The sequence below is a fragment of the Actinokineospora sp. HUAS TT18 genome (assembly GCF_051364635.1).
Lineage (GTDB): Bacteria > Actinomycetota > Actinomycetes > Mycobacteriales > Pseudonocardiaceae > Actinokineospora.
In genome coordinates this window covers 5,139,741-5,160,813 of the sequence record NZ_CP195645.1, presented here as the reverse complement: position 1 = coordinate 5,160,813, position 21,073 = coordinate 5,139,741, and the positions used below count along the sequence as shown (strand labels likewise).

The 21,073-nt window shown below is 69.5% G+C and carries 15 protein-coding genes; 6 read left to right on the top strand and 9 right to left on the bottom strand.

What is annotated here, in order from left to right; all coding sequences use genetic code 11:
• The first annotated feature begins 208 nt into the window (after positions 1-208).
• Entirely contained in the window at positions 209-919 is a 711-nt protein-coding gene (locus ACSHT8_RS23685) for a DUF2470 domain-containing protein (RefSeq protein WP_436502160.1), read from the top strand.
• 9 nt (positions 920-928) lie between these two features.
• Positions 929-1,735 carry a CPBP family intramembrane glutamic endopeptidase gene (locus ACSHT8_RS23680; protein ID WP_436493092.1) on the top strand — a complete coding sequence of 269 codons (807 nt, stop codon included), beginning with the start codon at positions 929-931 and terminating at the stop codon, positions 1,733-1,735.
• Here ACSHT8_RS23680 and ACSHT8_RS23675 read toward each other — a convergent pair.
• Positions 1,719-2,144, bottom strand: coding sequence for a hypothetical protein (locus tag ACSHT8_RS23675; RefSeq protein ID WP_436493091.1), 426 nt, complete (start codon positions 2,142-2,144; stop codon positions 1,719-1,721). The genes ACSHT8_RS23680 and ACSHT8_RS23675 overlap by 17 nt on opposite strands.
• An 82-nt stretch (positions 2,145-2,226) precedes the next feature.
• Here ACSHT8_RS23675 and ligD (ACSHT8_RS23670) point away from each other — a divergent pair, with 82 nt between their 5' ends.
• A complete protein-coding gene (ligD, locus tag ACSHT8_RS23670) occupies positions 2,227-3,681 on the top strand; it encodes a non-homologous end-joining DNA ligase (RefSeq protein ID WP_436493090.1) in 1,455 nt (484 codons plus the stop codon).
• Entirely contained in the window at positions 3,671-4,585 is a 915-nt protein-coding gene (gene ligD, locus ACSHT8_RS23665; protein ID WP_436493089.1) for a non-homologous end-joining DNA ligase, read from the top strand. Before ligD (ACSHT8_RS23670) ends, ligD (ACSHT8_RS23665) begins: the two co-directional genes overlap by 11 nt.
• Here the strand turns inward: ligD (ACSHT8_RS23665) and ACSHT8_RS23660 are convergent.
• The gene (locus ACSHT8_RS23660) at positions 4,575-5,123 is read right to left on the bottom strand and encodes a DM13 domain-containing protein (RefSeq protein ID WP_436493088.1); all 549 of its coding nucleotides are present in this window, start codon (positions 5,121-5,123) and stop codon (positions 4,575-4,577) included. The genes ligD (ACSHT8_RS23665) and ACSHT8_RS23660 overlap by 11 nt on opposite strands.
• Positions 5,124-5,286: 163 nt before the next feature.
• On the opposite strand from ACSHT8_RS23660, the gene ACSHT8_RS23655 reads away from it, so the two are divergent.
• Positions 5,287-6,471 (top strand): arginine deiminase, encoded by a 1,185-nt coding sequence (locus tag ACSHT8_RS23655; protein WP_436502159.1) that lies wholly within the window; start codon positions 5,287-5,289, stop codon positions 6,469-6,471.
• 36 nt (positions 6,472-6,507) lie between these two features.
• Here the strand turns inward: ACSHT8_RS23655 and ACSHT8_RS23650 are convergent, their stop codons facing one another.
• Positions 6,508-6,870: a hypothetical protein gene (locus tag ACSHT8_RS23650; RefSeq protein WP_436493087.1), complete on the bottom strand. Its 363-nt coding sequence runs from the start codon at positions 6,868-6,870 to the stop codon at positions 6,508-6,510.
• 415 nt (positions 6,871-7,285) lie between these two features.
• Here ACSHT8_RS23650 and ACSHT8_RS23645 point away from each other — a divergent pair, with 415 nt between their 5' ends.
• On the top strand, positions 7,286-7,819 hold the full coding sequence (locus ACSHT8_RS23645) for a ferritin (protein ID WP_436493086.1): 534 nt from the start codon (positions 7,286-7,288) through the stop codon (positions 7,817-7,819).
• A 40-nt stretch (positions 7,820-7,859) separates the two neighbouring features.
• On the opposite strand, the gene ACSHT8_RS23640 is transcribed toward ACSHT8_RS23645, so the two are convergent.
• From ACSHT8_RS23640 to ACSHT8_RS23615, 6 genes are all read right to left on the bottom strand, one after another.
• Positions 7,860-9,809 carry a M28 family peptidase gene (locus ACSHT8_RS23640; RefSeq protein WP_436502158.1) on the bottom strand — a complete coding sequence of 650 codons (1,950 nt, stop codon included), beginning with the start codon at positions 9,807-9,809 and terminating at the stop codon, positions 7,860-7,862.
• Between the two features lie 231 nt (positions 9,810-10,040).
• On the bottom strand, positions 10,041-12,596 hold the full coding sequence (locus tag ACSHT8_RS23635; protein WP_436502157.1) for a proprotein convertase P-domain-containing protein: 2,556 nt from the start codon (positions 12,594-12,596) through the stop codon (positions 10,041-10,043).
• 263 nt (positions 12,597-12,859) lie between these two features.
• Positions 12,860-16,609, bottom strand: a complete 3,750-nt coding sequence (locus ACSHT8_RS23630) for a M28 family peptidase (RefSeq protein WP_436502156.1) — start codon at positions 16,607-16,609, stop codon at positions 12,860-12,862.
• 179 nt (positions 16,610-16,788) lie between these two features.
• Complete coding sequence (locus ACSHT8_RS23625) at positions 16,789-19,476, bottom strand: AAA family ATPase (protein ID WP_436493085.1); 2,688 nt, start codon at positions 19,474-19,476, stop codon at positions 16,789-16,791.
• Between the two features lie 99 nt (positions 19,477-19,575).
• Positions 19,576-20,391 carry a hypothetical protein gene (locus tag ACSHT8_RS23620; protein ID WP_436493084.1) on the bottom strand — a complete coding sequence of 272 codons (816 nt, stop codon included), beginning with the start codon at positions 20,389-20,391 and terminating at the stop codon, positions 19,576-19,578.
• A complete protein-coding gene (locus tag ACSHT8_RS23615; protein ID WP_436502155.1) occupies positions 20,388-20,846 on the bottom strand; it encodes a SigE family RNA polymerase sigma factor in 459 nt (152 codons plus the stop codon). Before ACSHT8_RS23615 ends, ACSHT8_RS23620 begins: the two co-directional genes overlap by 4 nt.
• Positions 20,847-21,073 lie beyond the last annotated feature (227 nt).

Sequence of the window (21,073 nt, the reverse complement as noted above, 5' to 3'; positions counted from 1 at the left end):
CGCACTGTGACATTGATTCCCTCGCAAGCTCGCTCATGGGTCCTCCGATCAGGTGGTGATCGGGGGCGACTGTAGCCAGTTCGTGGAATATGCGGTGTGTGGCTTCCCACAAGCGGCACGGGGAAGTTAGGGTGACCTAACTTGAGGAGGTCGAGTCGTGAGCAGTCAGCGCCCACCGGCACCGCACCCGGCCGAACGCGCCCGCACCATGGCCACCCACGGCGGACGGGCCACCCTCGTCCCGTCGGGCGCCACCGACAAGGTCGTCCCCGTCCTGCACCACCTCCACGGCGACGGCACCGTGTCCGTCCTCCTGGCCGACGACCATCCGCTGGTCGGCGCCGCCTGGCAGGCCCCGCGCGGCGAGGTCGCCACGATGGTCGAACTCGCCGACCAGGCTCCTGTGCCTTTGCGTGAACCGGTGCGTGGGCTGTTGTGGATAACTGGGTGGCTTCGTGCGCTCAGTGCGGACGAGGCTCGGGCTCAGGCTGTTCTGGTGGCCGAGGACCGCCCGGATCCGCGGTTGCTGGACGTCGGGCATGGCAGCACGTTGCTGCTGTTGGCGCCCGCGTCGATGGTGTTGGCGGATGGGGAGAGCACACACCCGGTGGGGCTGGAGGAGTTCACGGCCGCGACGCCGGACCCGTTCGCCGAGTATGAGGCGGGGTGGCTGCGGCACCTGGAGATCTCCCACACGGACGTCGTCGGCGCTTTGGCCCGGCATTTGCCGGATGAGCTGCGGGGCGGGCATCTGCGGCCGTTGGGGTTGGACCGCTTCGGCCTGCGGTTGCGGGTGGAGGCGATTGACGCGGACCACGACATCCGGTTGGCGTTCTCCCGGCCGGTGAGCACGGCGGCCGAACTCGGGGCCGAACTCCGCCGACTGGTCGGCTGCCCGTTCCTGGCGGCACGCGGCTAGGTTTCCCGGGTGGCGAAACTGCGTGCCTGGTTGGCCCCCGAGCGTCCCGGCGACGACCTGATCCAGGACCCCGGCGAGCGGCGGTTGGTCTGGATCGAGCTGGTCATCGTCTTCGCGGTGACGCTCGGGTTGTCCGGGCTCTACAGCCTGCTTTCCCTGGTCGACGCGCTCCTGCAGCCTGTCGCGCTCGCCGATCAGACGGTGGCCATCAACGTCCCGCAAGCGAAAGCGGGCTTGATCGACCTGGCCAAGCAGCTGCTGGGCGTCATCCGCCTCGTCGCCTGGGGCGCCCTCGGCACCTACCTGCTCTACCGCTCCGGCATGCGCCTCGCCGCCGTCGGGCTTGATCGGACCCGGATCGGCAAGGACGCGGCGGCGGGTGTCGGGCTCGCCGCGCTCATCGGCGTCCCCGGACTCGGCCTCTACCTCCTCGGCCACGCGCTGGGAATCAACCTGGCCGTCGCGCCGTCCACGCTGGATGACACCTGGTGGCGGCCGATCGCGCTGACGTTGTTGGCGGCGGGGAACGCGTGGGCTGAGGAGATGCTCGTCGTCGGCTATCTGATCAGCAGGCTGCGGCACCTGGGCTTCCGGGAGAACGCCTCACTCGTCACCGCCGCGATCGTGCGGGGGTCGTACCACCTCTACCAGGGGTTCGGCGGGTTCATCGGCAACGTGATCATGGGTCTGGTCTTCGGCCGGGTCTGGCAGCGCACCAACCGGCTCTGGCCGCTCGTGCTCGCCCACACCCTGCTCGACTTCGTCGCCTTCGTCGGCTACTCGCTGCTGCGCGGCAAGGTCAACTGGCTGCCGTAAGCAGGCCCAAGCCGATCGACACGACGCCGACGGCCAGCGAGAGAGCGCCCGTCCAGATCATCGCGATGAGCTTGTTCGGCCTGGTCACCTCGCCGCGGCCCATCGACGAGAAGAAGAAGCCGCCGGAGATCAGCAGGGCGGCCAGGGGGACGGCGATCCGCGCGAGCCAGCCGAGGGCGCCGGTCAGCCCGGCGGCGTCGGCCAGCACGAGGCAGACCAGCGCCAGCGTGACCAGCACCCCCGCGTGCGCGTGGCCCGCGCGGGCGAAGCGCTGTTGGAAGTCGGTCAGCTTCTCCTTGCCGCGCACGATGCGCATGAGGTACCAGCCGCCGAACTCGATGCCGACGATGGTCAACAGCACGGATCCGGCGATGACCCGGCTGGCGTCAGTGAGGGCGATGGTGTTCACGACCGCAAGATTACACTGTTATGTAACAGCGTTTCAATAGCTTTGTGTGGCATCGCCGGGCGCGTCCCGGTACCAATGGGGCATGGCAGGACTCGGCGAGTACCGCCGGAAGCGAGACGCCCGGCGCACCCCCGAGCCGATCCCGAGCGAAGACGCGCTGCCGCAGGGCAACAACGACACGTTCGTGATCCAGGAGCACCACGCCAGCCGCCTGCACTGGGACGTCCGCCTCGAACGCGACGGCGTGCTCGTGTCCTGGGCCGTGCCGCGCGGCCTGCCGCCCGAGCAGGGCGACATCCGCCTCGCCGTGCACACCGAAGATCACCCGATGGAATACGCCACCTTCTCCGGGGAGATCCCGCACGGCGAGTACGGCGGCGGGAAGATGTTCATCTGGGACAAGGGCACCTACGAGACCCTGAAGTGGAGCGACCGCGAGGTCGCGGTGATCTTCCACGGACAGCGCGTCGAGGGCCGCTACACGTTCTTCCATGGCGGCAAGACGGACAAGGACTGGATGGTCCGCCGCTCCGAGCCCGCGCGCCGCGGCGACTGGGAGCCGCTGCCGACGACGCTGCTGCCCATGCTCGCCAGCGCGGGCACGCTGCCGTCCGATGAAGACGACGAGGCGTGGGCGTACGAGTTCAAGTGGGACGGCGTGCGCGCGCTCGCCCGGATCGAGGGCGGCCGCATCCGGCTGTTCTCCCGCGTCGGCAACGACATCACCAACAGCTACCCCGAGCTGAAGCCGCTCGGCGAGGAACTGGGCAGCACCGAGGTGTGGCTCGACGGCGAGATCGTCGCCTTCGACGAGGGCAAGCCGTCGTTCTCCGCGCTGCAGAAGCGCATGCACGTCAGCGAGGAGCGGATCGCGCGCAAGCTCGCCGTCGACATCCCGGTCAGCTACATCGTCTTCGACGTGCTGCACCTCGACGGCCGCTCGTGCGTCACGCTGCCGTACAAGGACCGCCGCAAGCTCGTCGAGGGCCTGGAGCTGCGCGGACCGCACTGGAACACCTCCCCCAGCTACCCGGGCGAAGGCCCGGCCGTCCTGGAGACGGCGCGGGAGCAGTCGCTGGAAGGGATCGTCGCCAAGCGGCTGACCTCGCGGTACTTCCCCGGCAGGCGCACCGCCGAGTGGCTCAAGATCACCGACCTGCGGGCGATCGAGGTGATCATCGGCGGGTGGCGGCCGGGCGAGGGCAGACGCGGCGACGTGTTCGGCTCGCTGATGCTCGGCGTGCCGACGCCCGACGGGCTGCACTACGTGGGCCAGGTCGGCACCGGGTTCACCGACCAGATGCTCGACTCGATCATGGCCAAGCTGCTGAAGCTGGAACGCAAGTCGTCGCCGTTCCACAACGAGATCCCGCGCGAGCGAAGCAAGGGCGCGCACTGGGTGCGGCCGAGCCTGGTCGGCGAGGTCGTGTTCCGCGACTGGACCAACGACGACCGGCTGCGCGCGCCCGCCTGGCGCGGGCTGCGGCCGGACAAGCGACCGCAGGACGTCGAGGAACGGGGTCCCGATGGCCGATGACGTCATGGTGTCGGTCGACGGCCGCCGCCTCAAACTGTCCAATTTGGACAAGGTGCTGTATCCGGGCGCCGATTTCACCAAGGGCGAGGTGATCGACTACTACAGCCGGATCGCGCCGGTCCTGCTGCCGCACCTCGCCGAACGGCCCGTCACGTTCCGGCGGTTCCCGGACGGTGTGGCGAAGGCGGGGTTCTTCGAGAAGAACGCCTCCCGGCACGCGCCGGACTGGGTGCGGACGGTGACGATCGAGACGCCGGGCAGCAGCACGGGCGCCGAGAGCCTGGACTTCGCCGTCCTCGGCGACCTGGCGTCACTGGTGTGGGCGGCGAACCTGGCCGGGCTGGAGCTGCACGTTCCACAGTGGACCGTGGGCGCGCGCGGCGCGGCGCGGCGGCCGGACCGGCTGGTGTTCGACCTCGACCCCGGCGCGCCGGCCACGATCGTCGAGTGCTGCGAGGTGGCGTTGCGGCTGCGCGAGGTGCTGGCCGACGACGGGCTGACGGCGGTCGCCAAGACCAGCGGCTCCAAGGGCATGCAGCTCTACGCGTCGGTGACCACGACGTCGGCGGACCAGACGTCGGACTACGCCAAGCGGCTGGCCGAGCAGTTGGAGGAGGAGATGCCGAAGCTGGTGGTCTCCCGGATGGCCAAGGACCTGCGGCGGCGCAAGGTGTTCATCGACTGGAGCCAGAACAGCACGAACAAGACCACCGTGGCCCCGTACTCGCTGCGCGCGCGGCCCGCGCCGACCGTGTCGACGCCGGTGACGTGGGACGAGGTCGCGGCGTGCCGGTCGGTGGACGACCTGACGTTCATCGCCGACGAGGTGCTCGACCGGGTCGACGACCACGGTGACCTGTTCGAGGTGCTGCTGAAGAAGGGGCCGCGGCCGCCTAAAGCGTGAGCGGGGCCGAGCCGAAGGCGACGTTGAAACGGTCGCACCAGATGACGACACTGGCGATGCCGGTGAGGTCGGCGTCGGCGGGGATGGCGTAGTTCTGGTTGCCGTCGGTGGCCTTGAGCTTGCCGAGCTTGACGTAGTGGCCGTCGTCGTAGGCATGCCAGTCGCTGCCGGACTTGGTCGCGCTGAGCCAGACGTGCACGTCGGGGCCGTCGGAGGTGGAGAACCCCTCCAGGCGGAGCAGGCGGGCGCCGTTCTGTTCGAGCAGGCGGGCCGTGCCGGACGTCTTGTGCTCGGCGCTGGCGAAGGCGCCTTCGGCGAGGACCTTCGGGCCTGCGGGGGCCTCGGTGGTCGTCGGGGCGCTGGTCATGGGGGCCGCGCTGGTCGTGGCGGCGACCTGGAAGCCCGCGGGGAGGGCCTCATCTACCGTGCTGTGGGTGAACAGCTTCCACGGCTGAAAAGCCCACAAACCGCCGGCCAAGAGCACCGCGGCGATCGCAAGCACCACCCACGTCACCTTCCGACGCAACAACTTGCGCATCAAACCGACCTTTCGCTTAACGACTCAAAGCTGACGACGTCGATCCCTGGCGTTCTTCTCCATTCTGCACGCTCATCTACAGCGTTTTCCTTACCGAGTGGTTACGCTGCGATTCGTGACCGCCCACATCCCCGACGCCGAACAGCCGTCGCCCGCTCCGCGCGTGGACAGCGAGGTCGGCCCGCTGCGGACGGTGCTGCTGCACCGCCCCGGCAACGAGCTCAAGCGCCTCACCCCGCGCAACAACGACCAGCTGCTGTTCGACAGCATCCCCTGGGTCGACCGCGCCCAGGACGAACACGACGCCTTCGCCGACACCCTCGGCAACCGCGGCGTCGAGGTCCTGCGCCTGTCGGACACCCTCGTGGAGGCCCTGGCCGACGAGCGCGCGCATGCCGCCGCCGCTGCCACCGCCGTCGACCGTCGCAGGCTGGGCAACGAACTGGCCGAGTCCCTGGGCAGCTACCTGTCCACTGTGGACGCCAAGGGCCTGGCCGACGTGCTGATGGCGGGCATGACGTTCGAGGAACTCCCCGCCGCCGAGGGCGCGTCGCTGGTCCGCAAGATGCACCACCCCCACGACTTCGTGGTCGACCCACTGCCCAACCTGCTGTTCACCCGCGACTCGTCGGTGTGGATCGGCAACCGCGTCGCCATCGCGTCCCTGTCGATGCCCGCCCGCATCCGCGAGACGGCGCTGCTCGACCTGATCTACGCGTATCACCCGCGTTTCCGCGCCGCGGGCCGCGCTTATGGCGCCCACTCGGCCCCCGTCGAAGGCGGCGACGTGCTGTTGCTGGCCCCTGGGGTGATCGCGATCGGCGTTGGCGAGCGGACGACGCCCGCGGGCGCGGAATCGTTGGCCCGCTCCGCTTTCCGGGACGGGTTGGCCCACACGGTGCTGGCGGTCCCGATCGCCCAGGACCGGGCGACGATGCACCTGGACACGGTGTGCACGATGGTCGACCGGGACGCGGTGGTCATGTACCCGGCGGTGCGGGACACGCTGGTCGCGTACACGATGACACCGAATGGTGCGGATGGCGTGCAGGTCGAGGGGCCCATTCCGTTCCTGGAGGCCGCCGCGCCGGCCATGGGGATCGACCGGCTGCGGGTGATCGACACGGGCCTGGACCCGGTGACCGCGGAACGTGAGCAGTGGGACGACGGCAACAACACGCTGGCGGTCGGGCCGGGTGTGGTCGTCGCGTATGAGCGGAACGTGGAGACGAACTCGCGGCTTGAGGACGCGGGGATCGAGGTACTCCGCATCAGCGGCTCAGAACTCGGCACCGGCCGAGGCGGCCCGCGCTGCATGTCCTGCCCGGTAAGGCGTGACCCGATCTAGCTAAGACTTTGGTCTTAGGACCAAAGTCTTAGGACCTCACTTTCGGGCGAAGATCGCCGGAATCGTTGCGGCACAGGGACTTCGAGCCCCGATGCTTCCCAGGTGACTTTGCATGTCTTCGTCGATGAGTCCCGCCGCGCCAGCACCTACCTGCTCGCGGCGGCACTCATCGAACCCCACTACCTCTCCCCACTCCGAAAGCTCATGCGCGGCCTGTGTATGCCGGGAGCCCGCCGGATCCACTTCAAGCACGAGCGGGACACCGTCCAGAAGGACATCGCGGCCGCGATCGTCGAGTCGGACGTCCGGGCGCGGATCTATCTCGGCCGCGGCAAAGCGGAGAAGGTCCGGCGAGCGGCCCTGGACGCTCTGGTCCGTGACCTGGCCGTGAACCTGCACCGGCTCATCTTCGACTCCAGGGGCGAGGCCGCCGACCGGGCGGACCGAGGCGTGATCGCGGCCGCAAAGGGCAGTCGGCCGGCTTCACCTACGAACACCTGCGCTCGTACGAGGAGCCCGGCCTGTGGGTGCCCGACGCCGTGGCCTGGTGCTGGGGTGCGGGCGGCGAGTGGCGCAAGCGCATCGACCCAGTGGTCGAGGTCGTCCGTGAAGTGGACCCCAGGTAGCGCGAAACCCGGGCTCTCGCCGTCCGACGAGTCCTGCCCGGGTTCACTTCCTCGGCCTAGCGGCCTCAGCTGTCGCCTACTCTACCCGACCCATCCGCTCACCCGGCGTCGCTGGATCAGGTGATCTTCCGGAGGCAGGCACCAGCACGGGGCGAGCGGGACGAAAACGGCGGGCGTATCGTCGCCGCATGACGTCCCGGTTCGAGAAGCTTCTGCAGGATCAGATCCGCAACGAGTTCACCGCGTCGCAGCAGTACGTCGCCTTGGCGGTGTGGTTCGACGGGCAGGATCTGCCGCAGCTGGCGAAGCACTTCTACCGCCAGGCGCTCGAAGAGCGCAACCACGCGATGATGATCATCCAGTACCTGCTCGACAACGACGTCGCGGTGACGGTGCCCGGGGTCGACGCGGTCCGCAACGACTTCACCGAGACCGCCGAGTTGATCGCGCTGGCCCTCGATCAGGAGCGGCAGGTCACCGAGGACGTCATCGCGCTGGCCAAGCTCGCCCGTGACGAGGACGACTACAAGGGCGAGCAGTTCATGCAGTGGTTCCTCAAGGAGCAGGTCGAGGAGGTCTCGCAGATGTCGACGCTGCTCAACGTCGTCAAGCGGGCCAACGGGAACCTGTTCGACATCGAGAACTACCTGGCCCGCGAGCACGTGGGCGTCGAGGGCAGCGACCCACTGGCCCCGCGCGCCGCGGGTGGGCCCGTCGGCTGACCGGGTGGGGCGCCGCCAATGGTGACGGCGCCCCAGCGGATCACACGGTCAGGGACCAACTGTTGATCCGGCCGGTGTCCTGCGCGGCGACGTCCTGCACGCGCAGCTTCCACGTGCCGTTCGACGTCTCGCTCGACACGTTGGCCGAGAACGTGGTGTTGATGTTGTCGCCGCCGTCGTTGGACGAGTTCTGCAGGCGGTAGGCCGTGCCGTCGGGCGCGATGAGGTCGATCACCAGGTCACCGCGGTAGGTGTGGGTGATGCTCACCGTGATCTGCGCCGAGGACAACGGGGGCGTCGAGCAGCCCGAGATGGTCACCGGGCTCTCCACCGCGGCACCGTTGTCCGGGATGTTGACGACCGTGGTCGACGACGCCGTGCAGCCCGGGGGCGGCGTGGTGACCTCGACGGCCCGCTTCCAGATCGTGTAGGCGATACCGTCCACGGCCCGGTTCAGCAGGGTCGCGTTGATGTTGTTCGTGGTGTCGCACGACTGGTGGTAGCAGGGGTCGTACGCCGAGTTCGCCGTGCCGCCCCACTTGGCGGCCTGCGCGGAGGTCTTGCGCGCCGAGGCGCCCGCCGCGTAGCCCGAGGTGGGGATGCCGACCTGCTCGAAGGAGTAGTCGTCGGAGCGGCCCGCGCCCTCGACGTTCTCCTCCGGGGACAGGTTCAGCGAGTCCCAGTACGCCTTCATCGGCGCGGCGGCGGCCGAGGTGATGTGGTTGATGAAATAGCCGCCGTTGGTCGAGCCGATCATGTCGAAGTTGTAGTACGCCTTGATCTTCGCGCGCTCGGTCGACGACAGGGTGCGCGCGTAGAAGTCGGAGCCGTTGAGGCCCTGCTCCTCGTCGGTCCACCAGCCGAAGCGGACCCGGTTGACCATGGTCGGGTTCTTCTCCGCCAGCACGAGCGCGGCCTCCAGCAGACCACCCGAGCCCGAGGCGTTGTCGTTGATGCCCGGACCGGCGGACACACTGTCGAGGTGGGCGCCGAACATGTAGACCGTGTTCGAGTCGCCGTGCGGCCACTCGGCGATCAGGTTGTTGCCCGAACCGCTGGTGCAGCCCGAGGTGCAGGTCTGCTCGGTCACCGTGTAGCCGACCGCCTCCAGCTTGCCCTTCACATAGGCCACCGACGCGCGGTAGCCGGCGCTGGTCGAGCGGCGGTTGCCGCCGTTCTGGGAGGCGATGGTGCCGAACTGCGTCAGATGCGCCTGGACCTTGGTGATGTCGACGTCCGGGATGCCCGGCTGCGGCGTCCCGGTGGTGACGGTCAGCGAGTACGTGGCGGTCTTGGTGACCGAGCCGGTGCCGGTGATCGTCACGGTGTAGGTGCCCGCGGGCGTGCTCGCCGAGGTGGCCAGGGTCAGCGTGGACGAGCTTCCCGAGGTGACCGACGTCGGGTTGAACGTCGCCGTCGCGCCAGAAGGCAGGCCGGACGCGCTCAGCGTCACGGTCTGCGCGTTGCCGCCGGTGGTGGTCGTGGACACGGTGGTCGTGGCCGACGAGCCCACCTGCACGCTGCCCGACGTGGGCGACGCGGCGATGGAGAAGTCGTTGGTCGGGGTGCCGGTGCCGACGGTCAGGCCCCAGTTGTTGAGGGTGCCCGTGTCCTGCGACGCCGCGTCCTGGACGCGCAGCTTCCAGGTGCCGTTGGCGACCTCGCTGGACAGGTTCGCGGTGAACGTCTGCTTGATGTTGTCCGCGCTGCCACCAGCGCGGTTGTGCAGCACATAGGCGCTGCCGTCCGGGGCGATCAGGCTGACCACCAGGTCACCCTTGTAGGTGTGGTTGATGTCCACGGGGATCGAGCTGGTCGCGGAGGCGTTGCCCGCGCAGCCCGAGATCACGATCGACGACTCGATGGTGTTGTTGTCCGGGATCGCCACCGGGGTGGTGTTGGTACCGGTGCAACCGGCCGCCGCGGCGGCGGGCATCGCGGCTACGACGCCCGCGACGGTCAGGGCTGTTGCCAATAACGCGGTCGACATGACTCTCACGTCATGACTCCTTCCACCCGTTGTACGGGTGTGCAGGGGGTGCAGGGGCGGCCGGACGACCCGTGAATGGCCCTCACGCCGAGTCGGCCGACGAGCGCGACGGTAGGTGCGGGGAACCCGCCGAGGATGCAGGGAGATCCCTTGTCGCCGTGCCATTTCGCTTAACTGGGAACGCCGTCACCCCCTTGGCGGAGGGTGACGGCGTCCCGGTCAGTCAGCCGTTCAGAGGCTCAGCGACCAGCTGTTGAGCGTGCCGGTGTCGGCCGACGCGGCGTCTTGGACGCGCAGCTTCCAGGTGCCGTTGGCGGCTTCGCCCGACAGGTTGACGGTGAACGTCTGCTTGATGTTGTCCGCGCTGCCACCAGCGCGGTTGTGCAGCACGTACGCGCTGCCGTCCGGCGCGATCAGGCTGACGATGAGGTCACCCTTGTAGGTGTGGTTGATGTCGACCGGGACGGTGCTCGTGGCCGACGCGTTGCCCGTGCAGCCCGACACCACGATCGAGGACTCCACCGTGTTGTTGTCCGGGATCGCCACCGCCGTGTTGTTGGAGCCGCCGCAGGTCGGCGGCGGGGTGCCGCCGCCGAGGCCGACGCCCCAGCTGTTGAGCGTGCCCGTGTCCGCCGACGCGGCGTCCTGGACGCGCAGCTTCCACGTGCCGTTCGCGACCTCGCCCGACAGGTTCACGGTGAACGTCTGCTTGATGTCGTCCGCGCTGCCACCAGCGCGGTTGTGCAGCACGTACGCGCTGCCGTCCGGCGCGATCAGGCTGACCACCAGGTCACCCTTGTACGTGTGGCTGATGTCGACCGGGACCGTGCTCGTGGCCGACGCGTTGCCCGCGCAGCCCGAGACGGTGATCGACGACTCGACGGTGTTGTTGTCCGGGATCGCCACCGCCGTGTTGTTGGTGGCCGTGCAGCCGCCGGACGTGCCGCCGATGGTCAGCGAGTACGACGCGGTGCGGGTGACCGAGCCGGTGCCGGTGACGGTGATGTTGTAGGTGCCCGCCGCGGCCGCCGCGGTCGAGGTGAGGGTCAGCTGCGAAGAGCTGCCCGAGGTCACCGAGGTCGGGTTGAACGCCGCGGTCACGCCCGAGGGCAGGCCGGAGGCGGACAGCGCGACGGACTGCGCCTGGCCCGACGTGGTGGTGGTGTTGACGGTGACGTTCACCGAGCCGCCACCGGCCGGGATGGTGCCGGAGGACGGCGAGGTCGCGACCGAGAAGTCGTTGCTCGCGGTGCCGCAGGTGGGCTCACCGGTCTGCGCGGGCACCGAGATGGCGTTCCACGCGTCCTTGGTGACGTTGAAGTTGGTGCAGTCGCCCGGCCACAGGTTCTTCGCCGCGTTCAGCGTCGCGACGCGCGCCTTGGCGTGGTTCCAGGTCGAGGTCTTGGCGAGCAGGCCGTTGTAGAAGATCTTGGCCGCGTTCTGCACGCCGATGCCGGTCACCGAAGCCGGGCCGCCGGAGCAGATCGGGCTGTTCGGCTTGCCGCCGCCGGGGTTCGAGCCCTCGGCCAGCAGGTAGAACCAGTGGTTCTGCGGGCCTGCCGCCGCGTGCACCTCGGTGTTCGGGATCGAGGACGAGTAGCAGTTCGGGTCCTGCAGCTGCGACGGGTCGTACATGTTGCGGATCGGGCCGCTGCCGACCAGGTTGACCTCTTCGCCGACGAGGTAGTCGAACGGGTCGTTGGCGTTGTTGGCGAACGCCTCGGTGACGGCGCCGAAGATGTCACCGGTCGACTCGTTGAGGCCGCCGTTCTCGTTGCCGCTGCCCGCGCCACCCGGGGTGGTCTGGAAGATCGCGTGGCCGAACTCGTGCGCCACGACGTCGATCGGCGTCACCTGGCGCTGGTTGTCCTGCGAGTGGCCGAAGTTGGTGTAGCTGCCGTTCCAGTACGCGTTGACGTCACCGAGGCCGACGCGCGCGGGGAAGCCGCCGCCCTGGCCGTTGATGCCGTTGCGGCCGAGCCACGCCGAGAGCATGTCCCACTGCTTCTGCACGGCGTACAGCGTGTCGACACAGGCCGTCTCGAGGTCGGTGCCGCTTCCGTTGCCCCACACGTCATCGGTGCCGGTGTAGGCCGAACCGTTCTGGCCACCGCACCGCAGGCCCGAGCGGGTCGAGTCGGTCATCGAGAACGAGCTGCCGGAACCGGAGGTCTGGATGGTGACGTTGCCGTTGTAGTACCCCGTGCCGGTGCCCGCCTTCACGTCGTCGACCTGGTCGACGACCGCGCCGGTGAGCGCGTCGACGAAGACGTGCATGACGCTCGGGCCGTGGTCGGTGCGCCCTTCGAGGACGACCTCCCACGCCAGCTTCGGCGTACCCCACGCGAGCACGACCAGGCGCGACGACTTCTCGGCGTCGACCTTGGCCAGGCCGCGCTTCGCGGTGGCGCGGGCCTGGTCCTGGCTGATCCGCGGCGTCGTGGCCACGTCGAGGACGCGGTCCTGGGCCACCGCGGAACTGACCACGCGGGCCGAGGCGTCGGTGGTGACCACGAAGTCGCCGCCGACGACCGGGAGGCCGCGGTGCTTGCGCTCGTAGGCGATGTAGTTGAGCCCGTTGGACCCGTTGGTCACGCTCGCCTGGACGACCTCGTCCTGCGCGCTGGTCAGCAGCCGGGCGCCGTTGCCGCGGACGTAGGCGTCCGCCGCGCTGACGGCGGCGGCCTGAGCCGACTGCGCCTGGGACTGGTCGGGGGCCGCCGCGGCCGGAAGGGAGATGATCAACGCGCTCACTGTCGCCACGGTGGCTAAGAGCGCGCTCGACATGCCTCGTCTCACGTCGAAACTCCTTTCACCCGGGTTCCGCCGGGTGAGCAGATGTGCAGGGGACCAACGGGTCTTTCCTCGATTGGCACAAGATCGACCCGCTGTTAATGGAAAAAGTTAGAACTGTTCGATCAAGCGGGGATGCGGGGAGATCCCTCGCTCGGTTGCCATTTGGCAATCGGCTCACAAGCGTGAACTGGACAAATACGGCGAAGGCGCCGCCACCCGAAGGTGACGGCGCCTCCGCCGTTGACCGAATCGCTTTAGAGGTTCAGCGACCAGTTGTTGATGACGCCGGTGTCGTTCGTCGCGACGTCCTGCACCCGCAGCTTCCAGGTGCCGTTCGCCGTCTCGCTCGACAGGTTGACGGTGAACGTCTGCTTGACGTTGTCCGCGCTGTCGTTCGACGACGAGTTCTTCAGCCGGTATGCCGAGCCGTCGGGAGCGATGAGGTCGATGACGAGGTCACCGCGCCACGTGTGGTTGATGTCCACCGCGACCGACGCGCTCGACGACGGGGCCGACGAGCAGTTGGCGATGCTGATGTTGCTCTCGACCGTGGTGTTGTCCGGGATGTTCACCGCGTTGGTGTTCGAGCCCGAGCAACCCGGCGGCGGCGGCGGGGTGCCACCGGAGACGGCCTGCTTCCAGATGGTGTAGGCGATGCCGTCGGCCGCGCGGTTGAGGTGCGTCGCGCTGATGTTGTTGGTGGTGTCGCACGACTGGTGGTAGCAGGGGTCGTAGGCGGAGTTCGCCGTGCCGCCCCACTTGCTCGCCTGCGCCGAGGTCTTGCGCGCGCTGGCGCCCATCGCGTAGCCCGAGGTCGGGATCCCGCCCTGCTGGAACGAGTAGTCGTCCGAGCGGCCCTGGCCTTCGGTGTTCTCCTCAGGCGAGAGGTTGAGCGAGTCGTAGTACGCCTTCATCGGGGCGGACGCGGTGGAGTTGATGTTGTTGATGAAGTAGCCGCCGTTGACCGAGGCGATCATGTCGAAGTTGTAGTACGCCTTGATCTTCGCCTTCTCGGTCGACGACAGGGTGTTGACGTAGAACTCCGAGCCGTTGAGGCCCTGCTCCTCGTCGGTCCACCAGCCGAAGCGGACCCGGTTGGTCATCGTCGGGTTCTTCTCGGCCAGCACCAGCGCCGCTTCGAGCAGCGCGCCCGAGCCGGAGCCGTTGTCGTTGATGCCCGGACCGGCCGAGACGCTGTCGAGGTGGGCACCGAACATGTAGACGGTGTTGGCGTCACCCTTCGGCCACTCGGCGATGAGGTTGTTGCCGGAACCGCTGGTGCAGCCCGAGGTGCAGGTCTGCTCGGTCACGGTGTAGCCCGCGGCCTCCAGCTTGCCCTTCACGTACGCCACCGACGCGCGGTAGCCGGCGCTGGTCGAGCGGCGGTTGCCGCCGTTCTGCGAGGCGATGGTGCTGAACTGGCTCAGGTGCGCCTGCACCTTGGCCACGTCGATGTCCGGGATGCCCGGCTGCGGCGTGGTTCCGGTGACCGTCAGGGCGTAGGTCGCGGTCTTGGTGACCGAGCCGGTGCCGGTGACGGTCACGTTGTAGGTGCCCGGGGCCGCCTGCGCCGTGGTGGCCAGGGTCAGCGTGGACGAGTTGCCCGAGGTGACCGAGGTCGGGTTGAACGAGGCGGTCACACCGGCGGGCAGGCCCGACGCGGTGAGGTTGACCGTCTGCGCCTGGCCCGAGGTCGTGGTGGTGCTGACCGTGGAGGTGGCCGACGACCCGGCCTGCACGCTGCCCGAGGTGGGCGACAGGCCGATGGCGAAGTCGTTGGTCGGGGTGCCGCCGTCGCCGAGCTTCAGCGACCAGTTGTTGATGACGCCGGTGTCGTTCGACGCGACGTCCTGCACCCGCAGCTTCCAGGTGCCGTTGGCGACCTCGCTCGACAGGTTGACGGTGAACGTCTGCTTGACGTTGTCCGCGCTGTCGTTCGACGACGAGTTCTTCAGCCGGTAGGCCGAGCCGTCCGGGGCGACGAGGTCGATCACCAGGTCACCGCGCCACGTGTGGTTGATGTCCACCGGGACGGTGCTGTTCGACGCGGCGTTGCCCGCGCAGCCCGAGATCGTGATGCTGCTCTCGACCGTGGTGTTGTCCGGGATGTTGACCGGGTTGGTGTTGGCGCCCTCACAGCTGCCGCCGGGGCCGCCCGTGCCGATGGTCAGCGCGAACGTCGTGGTGCGGCTGACCGAGCCCGCGCCGGTGATGGTCACGTTGTACGTGCCCGCCGCCGCGGCCGAGGTCGAGGTCAGCGTCAGGGTCGAGGAGCTGCCCGAGGTGACCGAGGTGGGGTTGAACGCCGCGGTGACGCCCGAGGGCAGACCGGAGGCGGACAGGTTCACCGTCTGCGCCGAACCCGAGGTGGTGGTGGTACCGATGGTGCTGGTCACCGAGCCGCCACCGGCCGGGATGGTGCCCGAGGTGGGCGAGGCCGAGATCGAGAAGTCGTTCGTCGGCGTGCCGGTGCAGGTGGGCTCACCCGACTGCGCCGGGACCGAGACCGCGAGCCACGCGTTCTTGGTGGCGTTGAAGTTGGTGCAGTCGTTCGGCCACAGGTTCTTCGCGGCGTTGAGGGTCGCGACGCGGGCCTTGGCGTGGTTCCAGGTGGACGTCTTCGCCAGCAGGCCGTTCATGAAGATCTTGCCTGCGTTCTGGATGCCGATGCCGGTCACCGAGGCCGGACCGCCGGAGCAGATCGGGCTGTTCGGCTTGCCGCCACCGGGGTTCGACCCCTCGGCCAGCAGGTAGAACCAGTGGTTCTGCGGGCCTGCCGCCGCGTGCACCTCGGTGTTCGGGATGGACGACGAGTAGCAGTTCGGGTCCTGCAGCTGCGACGGGTCGTACATGTTGCGGATCGGGCCGCTGCCGACCAGGTTGACCTCTTCGCCGACCAGGTAGTCACCGGGGTCGTTGGCGTTGTTGGCGTAGTACTCGGTCAGTGCGCCGAAGATGTCGCCGGTGGACTCGTTGAGGCCGCCGTTCTCGTTGCCGCTGCCCGCGCCACCCGGGGTGGTCTGGAAGATCGCGTGGCCGTACTCGTGGGCCACGACGTCGATCGGGGTGACCTGGCGCTGGTTGTCCTGGCTGTGCCCGAAGTTGGTGTAGCTGCCGTTCCAGTAGGCGTTGACGTCGGCCAAGCCGACGCGCGCCGGGAAGCCGCCACCCTGGCCGTTGATGCCGTTGCGGCCCAACCAGGCCGACAGCATGTCCCATTCCTGCTGGGCGGCGTAGAGCGCGTCGACGCAGGCGGTCTCCAGGTTGGTGCCGCCGCCGTTGCCCCAGGCGTCGTCGGTGCCGGTGTAGGCCGAACCGTTCTGGCCACCGCACTTCAGGCCGGACCGGGTGGAGTCGGTCATGCTGTAGGAGCTGCCGGAGCCGGAGGTCTGGATGGTGACGTTGCCGTTGTAGTACCCGGCGCCGGTGCCCGCCTTGACCTCGTCGTACTCATCGATGACGTAGCCGGTGAGCGCGTCGACGAACACGTGCAGCACGCTGGGCGAGGAAGCCGTGCGGCCTTCGAGCACGATCTCCCAGGCCAGCTTCGGCGTGCCCCAGGCCAGCACGACCAGGCGGGAGGAGCGCTGACTGTCCACATAGGGCAGGTGGCGCTTGGCGGTGGCGCGCGCGGCCTCGACGGTGATCCGCGGGGTGACCGCGACGTCGAGCACCTGGTCCTGGGCCACCGACGAGCTGACCACGTTGGCGCTGGCGTTGGTGACCACGACGAAGTCGCCGCCGACGACCGGAAGGCCGCGGTGCTTGCGCTCGTAGGAGATGTACTGCAGTCCGTTGTGGCTGCTGTCGACCTTGACCTGCTGGACCTCGTCCTGCGAGCTGGTCAGGAACCGCTGGGAATTGCCCCGCACGTAGCTGTCGGCGGCGGCGACGGCGGCGACCTGCGCCTGCTGTGCCGCGCTCTGCGTGGGTGCCGCCCCGGCGGGCAGGGATACGACCAGCGCACCGGCCGCCACAGCGGCGGCCAAGAGCGCGGTCGACATGGATCGTCTCACGTCGAACTCCTTTCACCCGGGGTCTTCCGGGTGATCAGGTGTGCAGGGTTCGGCGGGCCGCCCAGAACGACGCCCTCACGTCAGTGCGGCCTGCCAACCGCAGAAGTTAGGTCCGGGTGAGGTCGCCGCGATGCGGGGAGATCCCTTGCGCGGTTCACAGTTATCGGTCAGTCGGCGTGGATGTGCCTGATCAACTGGGTTCGGGACCGGATTCCTAGTTTGCGATAGATCCTGGTCAGCGCGGCCTCGATGGTCTTGCGGCTCAGGTAGAGCCGGTCGGCGATCTCCTGGTTCGACGCGCCCTCGCCGACCATCGCCGCGATGCGCGCCTCCGAGGCGGTGAGCGTGCCCCCGGTGTCGCCGACGTCGCCGAGCCGCACCATCAGCGCCTGCGCCTCGGCCAGCCACGGGTTCGCGCCGATGGCGGCGAACAGCTCGGCGGCGGCCTCCGCGGCGGCCCGCGCGGCGGTGTAGTGCCTGCGCCTGCGCTCCACCTTCGCCTCGACCAGCAGACAATGGCCTTCCTCGATCGGCTGGCCGATCGCGTGGAACACCTCCCGCGCCGATCGCACCAGCGACATCGCCCGCTCCGGGTCGCCGGTGGCCGCGCGCAGCGACGCCTCCGCCCGGTCCAGCGTCCCGGTGAAGCCCGCGCCGCTGCCCGGTGCGGACCGCAGCTCGTCGACGAGGTCGGCCGCCTCGGCGATCTCGCCGAGCGTGACCAGGCCGGTGATCAGGTCGCCGTGCCACCGCTGCGCCGTCGGGTCTTGGATGCCGTGCGCCGACTCCAGGTGCTTGACCTGGCGCAGCGCCTCGACACCGCCGTGAGCGTCGCCGTCGCGCAGTTTGGCCTGCGCCAACAGGTGCAGGTGCCTGCGCTGGTAGAGCAGGTCGTTCTCCTCCACGCAGGCGCGCACGCCCCGCTCCGCGCAGGACCGGGCGGCCGCGAGCGTGCCGCCCGCCAGTTCGGCCGTCGCGCGCGCCGACCACGCCGGGCCGGGGCTGAGACCGAACTCGGCGGCGACGCGGACCGCGCGGTCGGCGTAGTCCAGCGCCTCCCGGCACCTGCCCACCCTGGCGTCCACTTCGGACAGTGCACGGCACACGGCGAGCAGTTCCTCCGGCCCGCCGCGGTCGACCACCGCCAAGAGCGCGAGCAGCTCGGCGCGCGCCTCGTCCAGCCGGTCGTCGAAGGTGGCGTAGCGGGCGGAGGTGAACCGCGCGCCCATGTGCCACAGGCCATCCGCCGCGGGGACGCCCAGCGCCAGCGCCGCGTCGAGCAGGCCGTGGGCATCGGACAGGCCGAGCGACCGCGCGGCGAGCGCGTGCACGGCCAGCGCCATCGACTCGGTGACCTGGTCACGGGCCGACCTGGCGTGCCGGTGGGACAGCGTGGCCTCGTCCACCGCGACAGTCGTGGTGCCCGCGCTGACCGCGGCCCAGGCCCGCCACAGGTGGGTTGTCGCGAGCAGCGCCGGGTCGCCGCCCGCGTCGGCGTGCGCGAGCGCCAGCGTCTCCTCCATTGTGGCCAGCGCCTGGCCGGACAGCCGCAGCAGCGACAGCCGCGCGCGAACCCGTTGCGCCGGCTCGGATTCGGCGGCCAGCACGGCCGCCACGGCGGGCTCGACCAACTCGGGCAGGCTGGCGATCGCGCCGAGTTCGGCCGCCTCGACCAGCCAGCGAACCCGGCTGCCCTCCAGCTCCGGCGGGGTCCGGTCGGCGGCGAGGACGTACAGCTCGGCGGCCAGGTCGCGGGCGCCGCGGCGCAGCGCGTTCTCGGCGGCCGTCGCCAGCGCGTTGGCCGACGCGGCGTCGGGTCCGGTCGCGGCGAGCGCGCGGTGGCGGTCGGCCTCAGCGGCGAAGGTCACCACGTCGGCCAGCGCGAGGTGCACGGCGGCCCGGCGGACGGCGGTGACGCTGTGGGCCACGACGAGCGCGGCGTCCGGCGGGGTGAAGCGGATGTTCTCGCCGTCCGTGGCGACCAGGCCCGCGTCGACCGCGGCGGCGAGATCGGCGTCTGCCTCGGCGCGACCTGCCCGCAGCAGCAGGCGCAGCGTCGGCCGGGTGGCCAGCGCGCACACGAGCAGGGTCTCCATGACCTGGTCGGACACCTCGGCCAGCCGCGTCTGGACCAGGGCCTGCGCCCGGCCGGGGCCGCCCGCCAGCGCGAGCGCGAGGTGCGGGTTGCCTGCGGAGTCGGCGTGGATCTTGGTGGCGACCCGCGCGGACATGCCGTGCGTGTCGAGCAGGTCGGCGATGTCCTCGGAGGTCAGCGGCGGAATGGTCGCCTCGGTGACCGGCGCCGGGACCAGCGCGCGCTCCGACCCGCGGCCGGTGAGCACGAACCGCACCGGCAGCCCGTCGAGCCTGCGGGCGGCGTAGGCGAGGACGTCGACGGTCGCCGGGTCGAGCCAGTGCGCGTCATCGATCAGCACCAGCACCGGGGTGTCCTCGGCGCAGCGGACCAGCAGGGAGAGCCAGCCGAGCCTGCGCGCGGACTTGGCCCGGTCGTCCCCCGCGCGGCGGCCGCGCAGCACTGATTGAAGTGCGAGACGCTGCCTGCCGGTGATCGCGGCGAAGTACTCCTCGGGGACCGGGGCCAGCAGATCGGCCAGGCCCTGATAGCCCAGCCAGCGCTCCCCTTCGGCCCCGGACGCGCGCAGGACCAGCTCACCCCGGACGCGGGCGGCGGCGCCGAGCGCGTCGAGCAGCGCGGACTTGCCGATCCCGCGCGGGCCGTCGAGCAGGACGCTGTCCCCGGCGGCGAGGCAGGATTCCAGGATCGCGAGCAGGTCGGACCGGCCGACCAGGGTTCTGGCCGGTGCTCTCGCTGCAGGGGCGAGCGTCCTGGTCACGTCGGTCCGTCTCACTCGGCGTTGCCGGGGGAGCCGTCACATTACATATGTGCGCATGTGTGCATCAAGAGATGCGAAGGCATTTCGTATACGTGGTAATTACTCGTAGCAGTCCTGGGTCGCCAGTTCGAGGCGCATCTCGGCGACCTTGCCGTCGCGCACGATGAACCAGTACTGGTTGCCCGGCGCCCCCGGCACGGCCACGATCCACTCGCCGACCGCTCCGTGCGAGTCGACCGATGTCGGATATGCCTTTTTCAGGTCGGCCTCGGACGAGCCCAGAATGATGTTCTCCGGCGTGACCGGCCGCGTGACACCGTTCGCCATGCGCACCAGGCCGTACTTCGGCGAGATCAGCACCGAGTAGTGCGCCGCCTCCTTGGGCGCGCCCTTGTAGTCGTAGCCCTTGCAGCCCTTGGAACTCGTCGGCTGCGCGTTGGGCGTGATCAGCCCGGTCGCCTCCGCCTCGGCCGCGGTCATCCCCAGCCGCAGGTCGAGGTACTCCATGGGCCCGAAGGGCATGGTGCCGTCGTACTCGTTCTCCGGCTGGAACGGCTTGGTCGTCGACGGGGTGGTCTTCTTGGTGACCGTCCCGGTCCGGGTCCCACTGCTCGCCGAGGTCGGCACCTGCGTCGACGTGGGCGCCTCCGACGTGGTGACCGCAGAGGTAGTCGTCGCCGCGATGGACACGCCATCCCCGGGAACCGACTGCGACTCCGGCTGACCGCCCGCCAGGATGAACGCCGACCCGGCCAGCACACTCAGCGCCGCCGCCCCACCGGCCGCACTCATCGCGACCCGCCGCCGCCGAACCCGCCGCGCCCCGGCGACGACCGCCTCGGTCGCCCCAGACCGCACGGGCACGTCCAGCCGATCATCGGCGAACAACCGCTGAAGCTCGTCATCGATATTCACGACTCGTACCTGCCTTCGACTGTCGCGGCGAGCTTCGTCCGCAGCGTGGCCATCGCCTTGCTGGCCTGGCTCTTGACCGTCCCCGCGCTGACGCCGAGGGTGTGGGCGATCTCGGTTTCCGACAGACCTTCGTAATACCGCAGGACGATCACCGCCCGCTGGCGCGGCGGAAGCTCCCGCAACGCGTGCCACAGCGGCTCGTCCTCAAAGGAATAGCGCTCCCGGGTGACCACGGTGTCCGGGATCTCGGCGACCAGGTTCTCCCGCCGCGTCCGCCGCCACCGACTGATGTGCGCGTTCGCCATCGCCCTGCGCGTGTAGGCGAGCGGATCACCGGTCTTGTGGACGACGGAGTTCCACCGCGACCCGATCTTCTCCAACACCCCTTGCACCAGATCCGCGCCGTCATGCGGATTGCCGGTCAGGGCGTGGCCGTACCGGAGCAACCCCGGCATGGACACACTCACGAACTCGGCGAAGTCATCCACGACCACCGCACCTTCCCCCCAGCCGACACCCCGCCAGAACCAGACGGGGCGGCCCAACAACTCGGGGGAAATCGTAGCCATCACGCCCTCCCCTCCCGTTGCGGTGCTGTCGGCTGCCTTTCACCAGGTCCACGCGCCATGTCAGGGGAAGGTTGCCTCGGAAGGCGAGTGACGTGTGTCACTTTTGACGACGG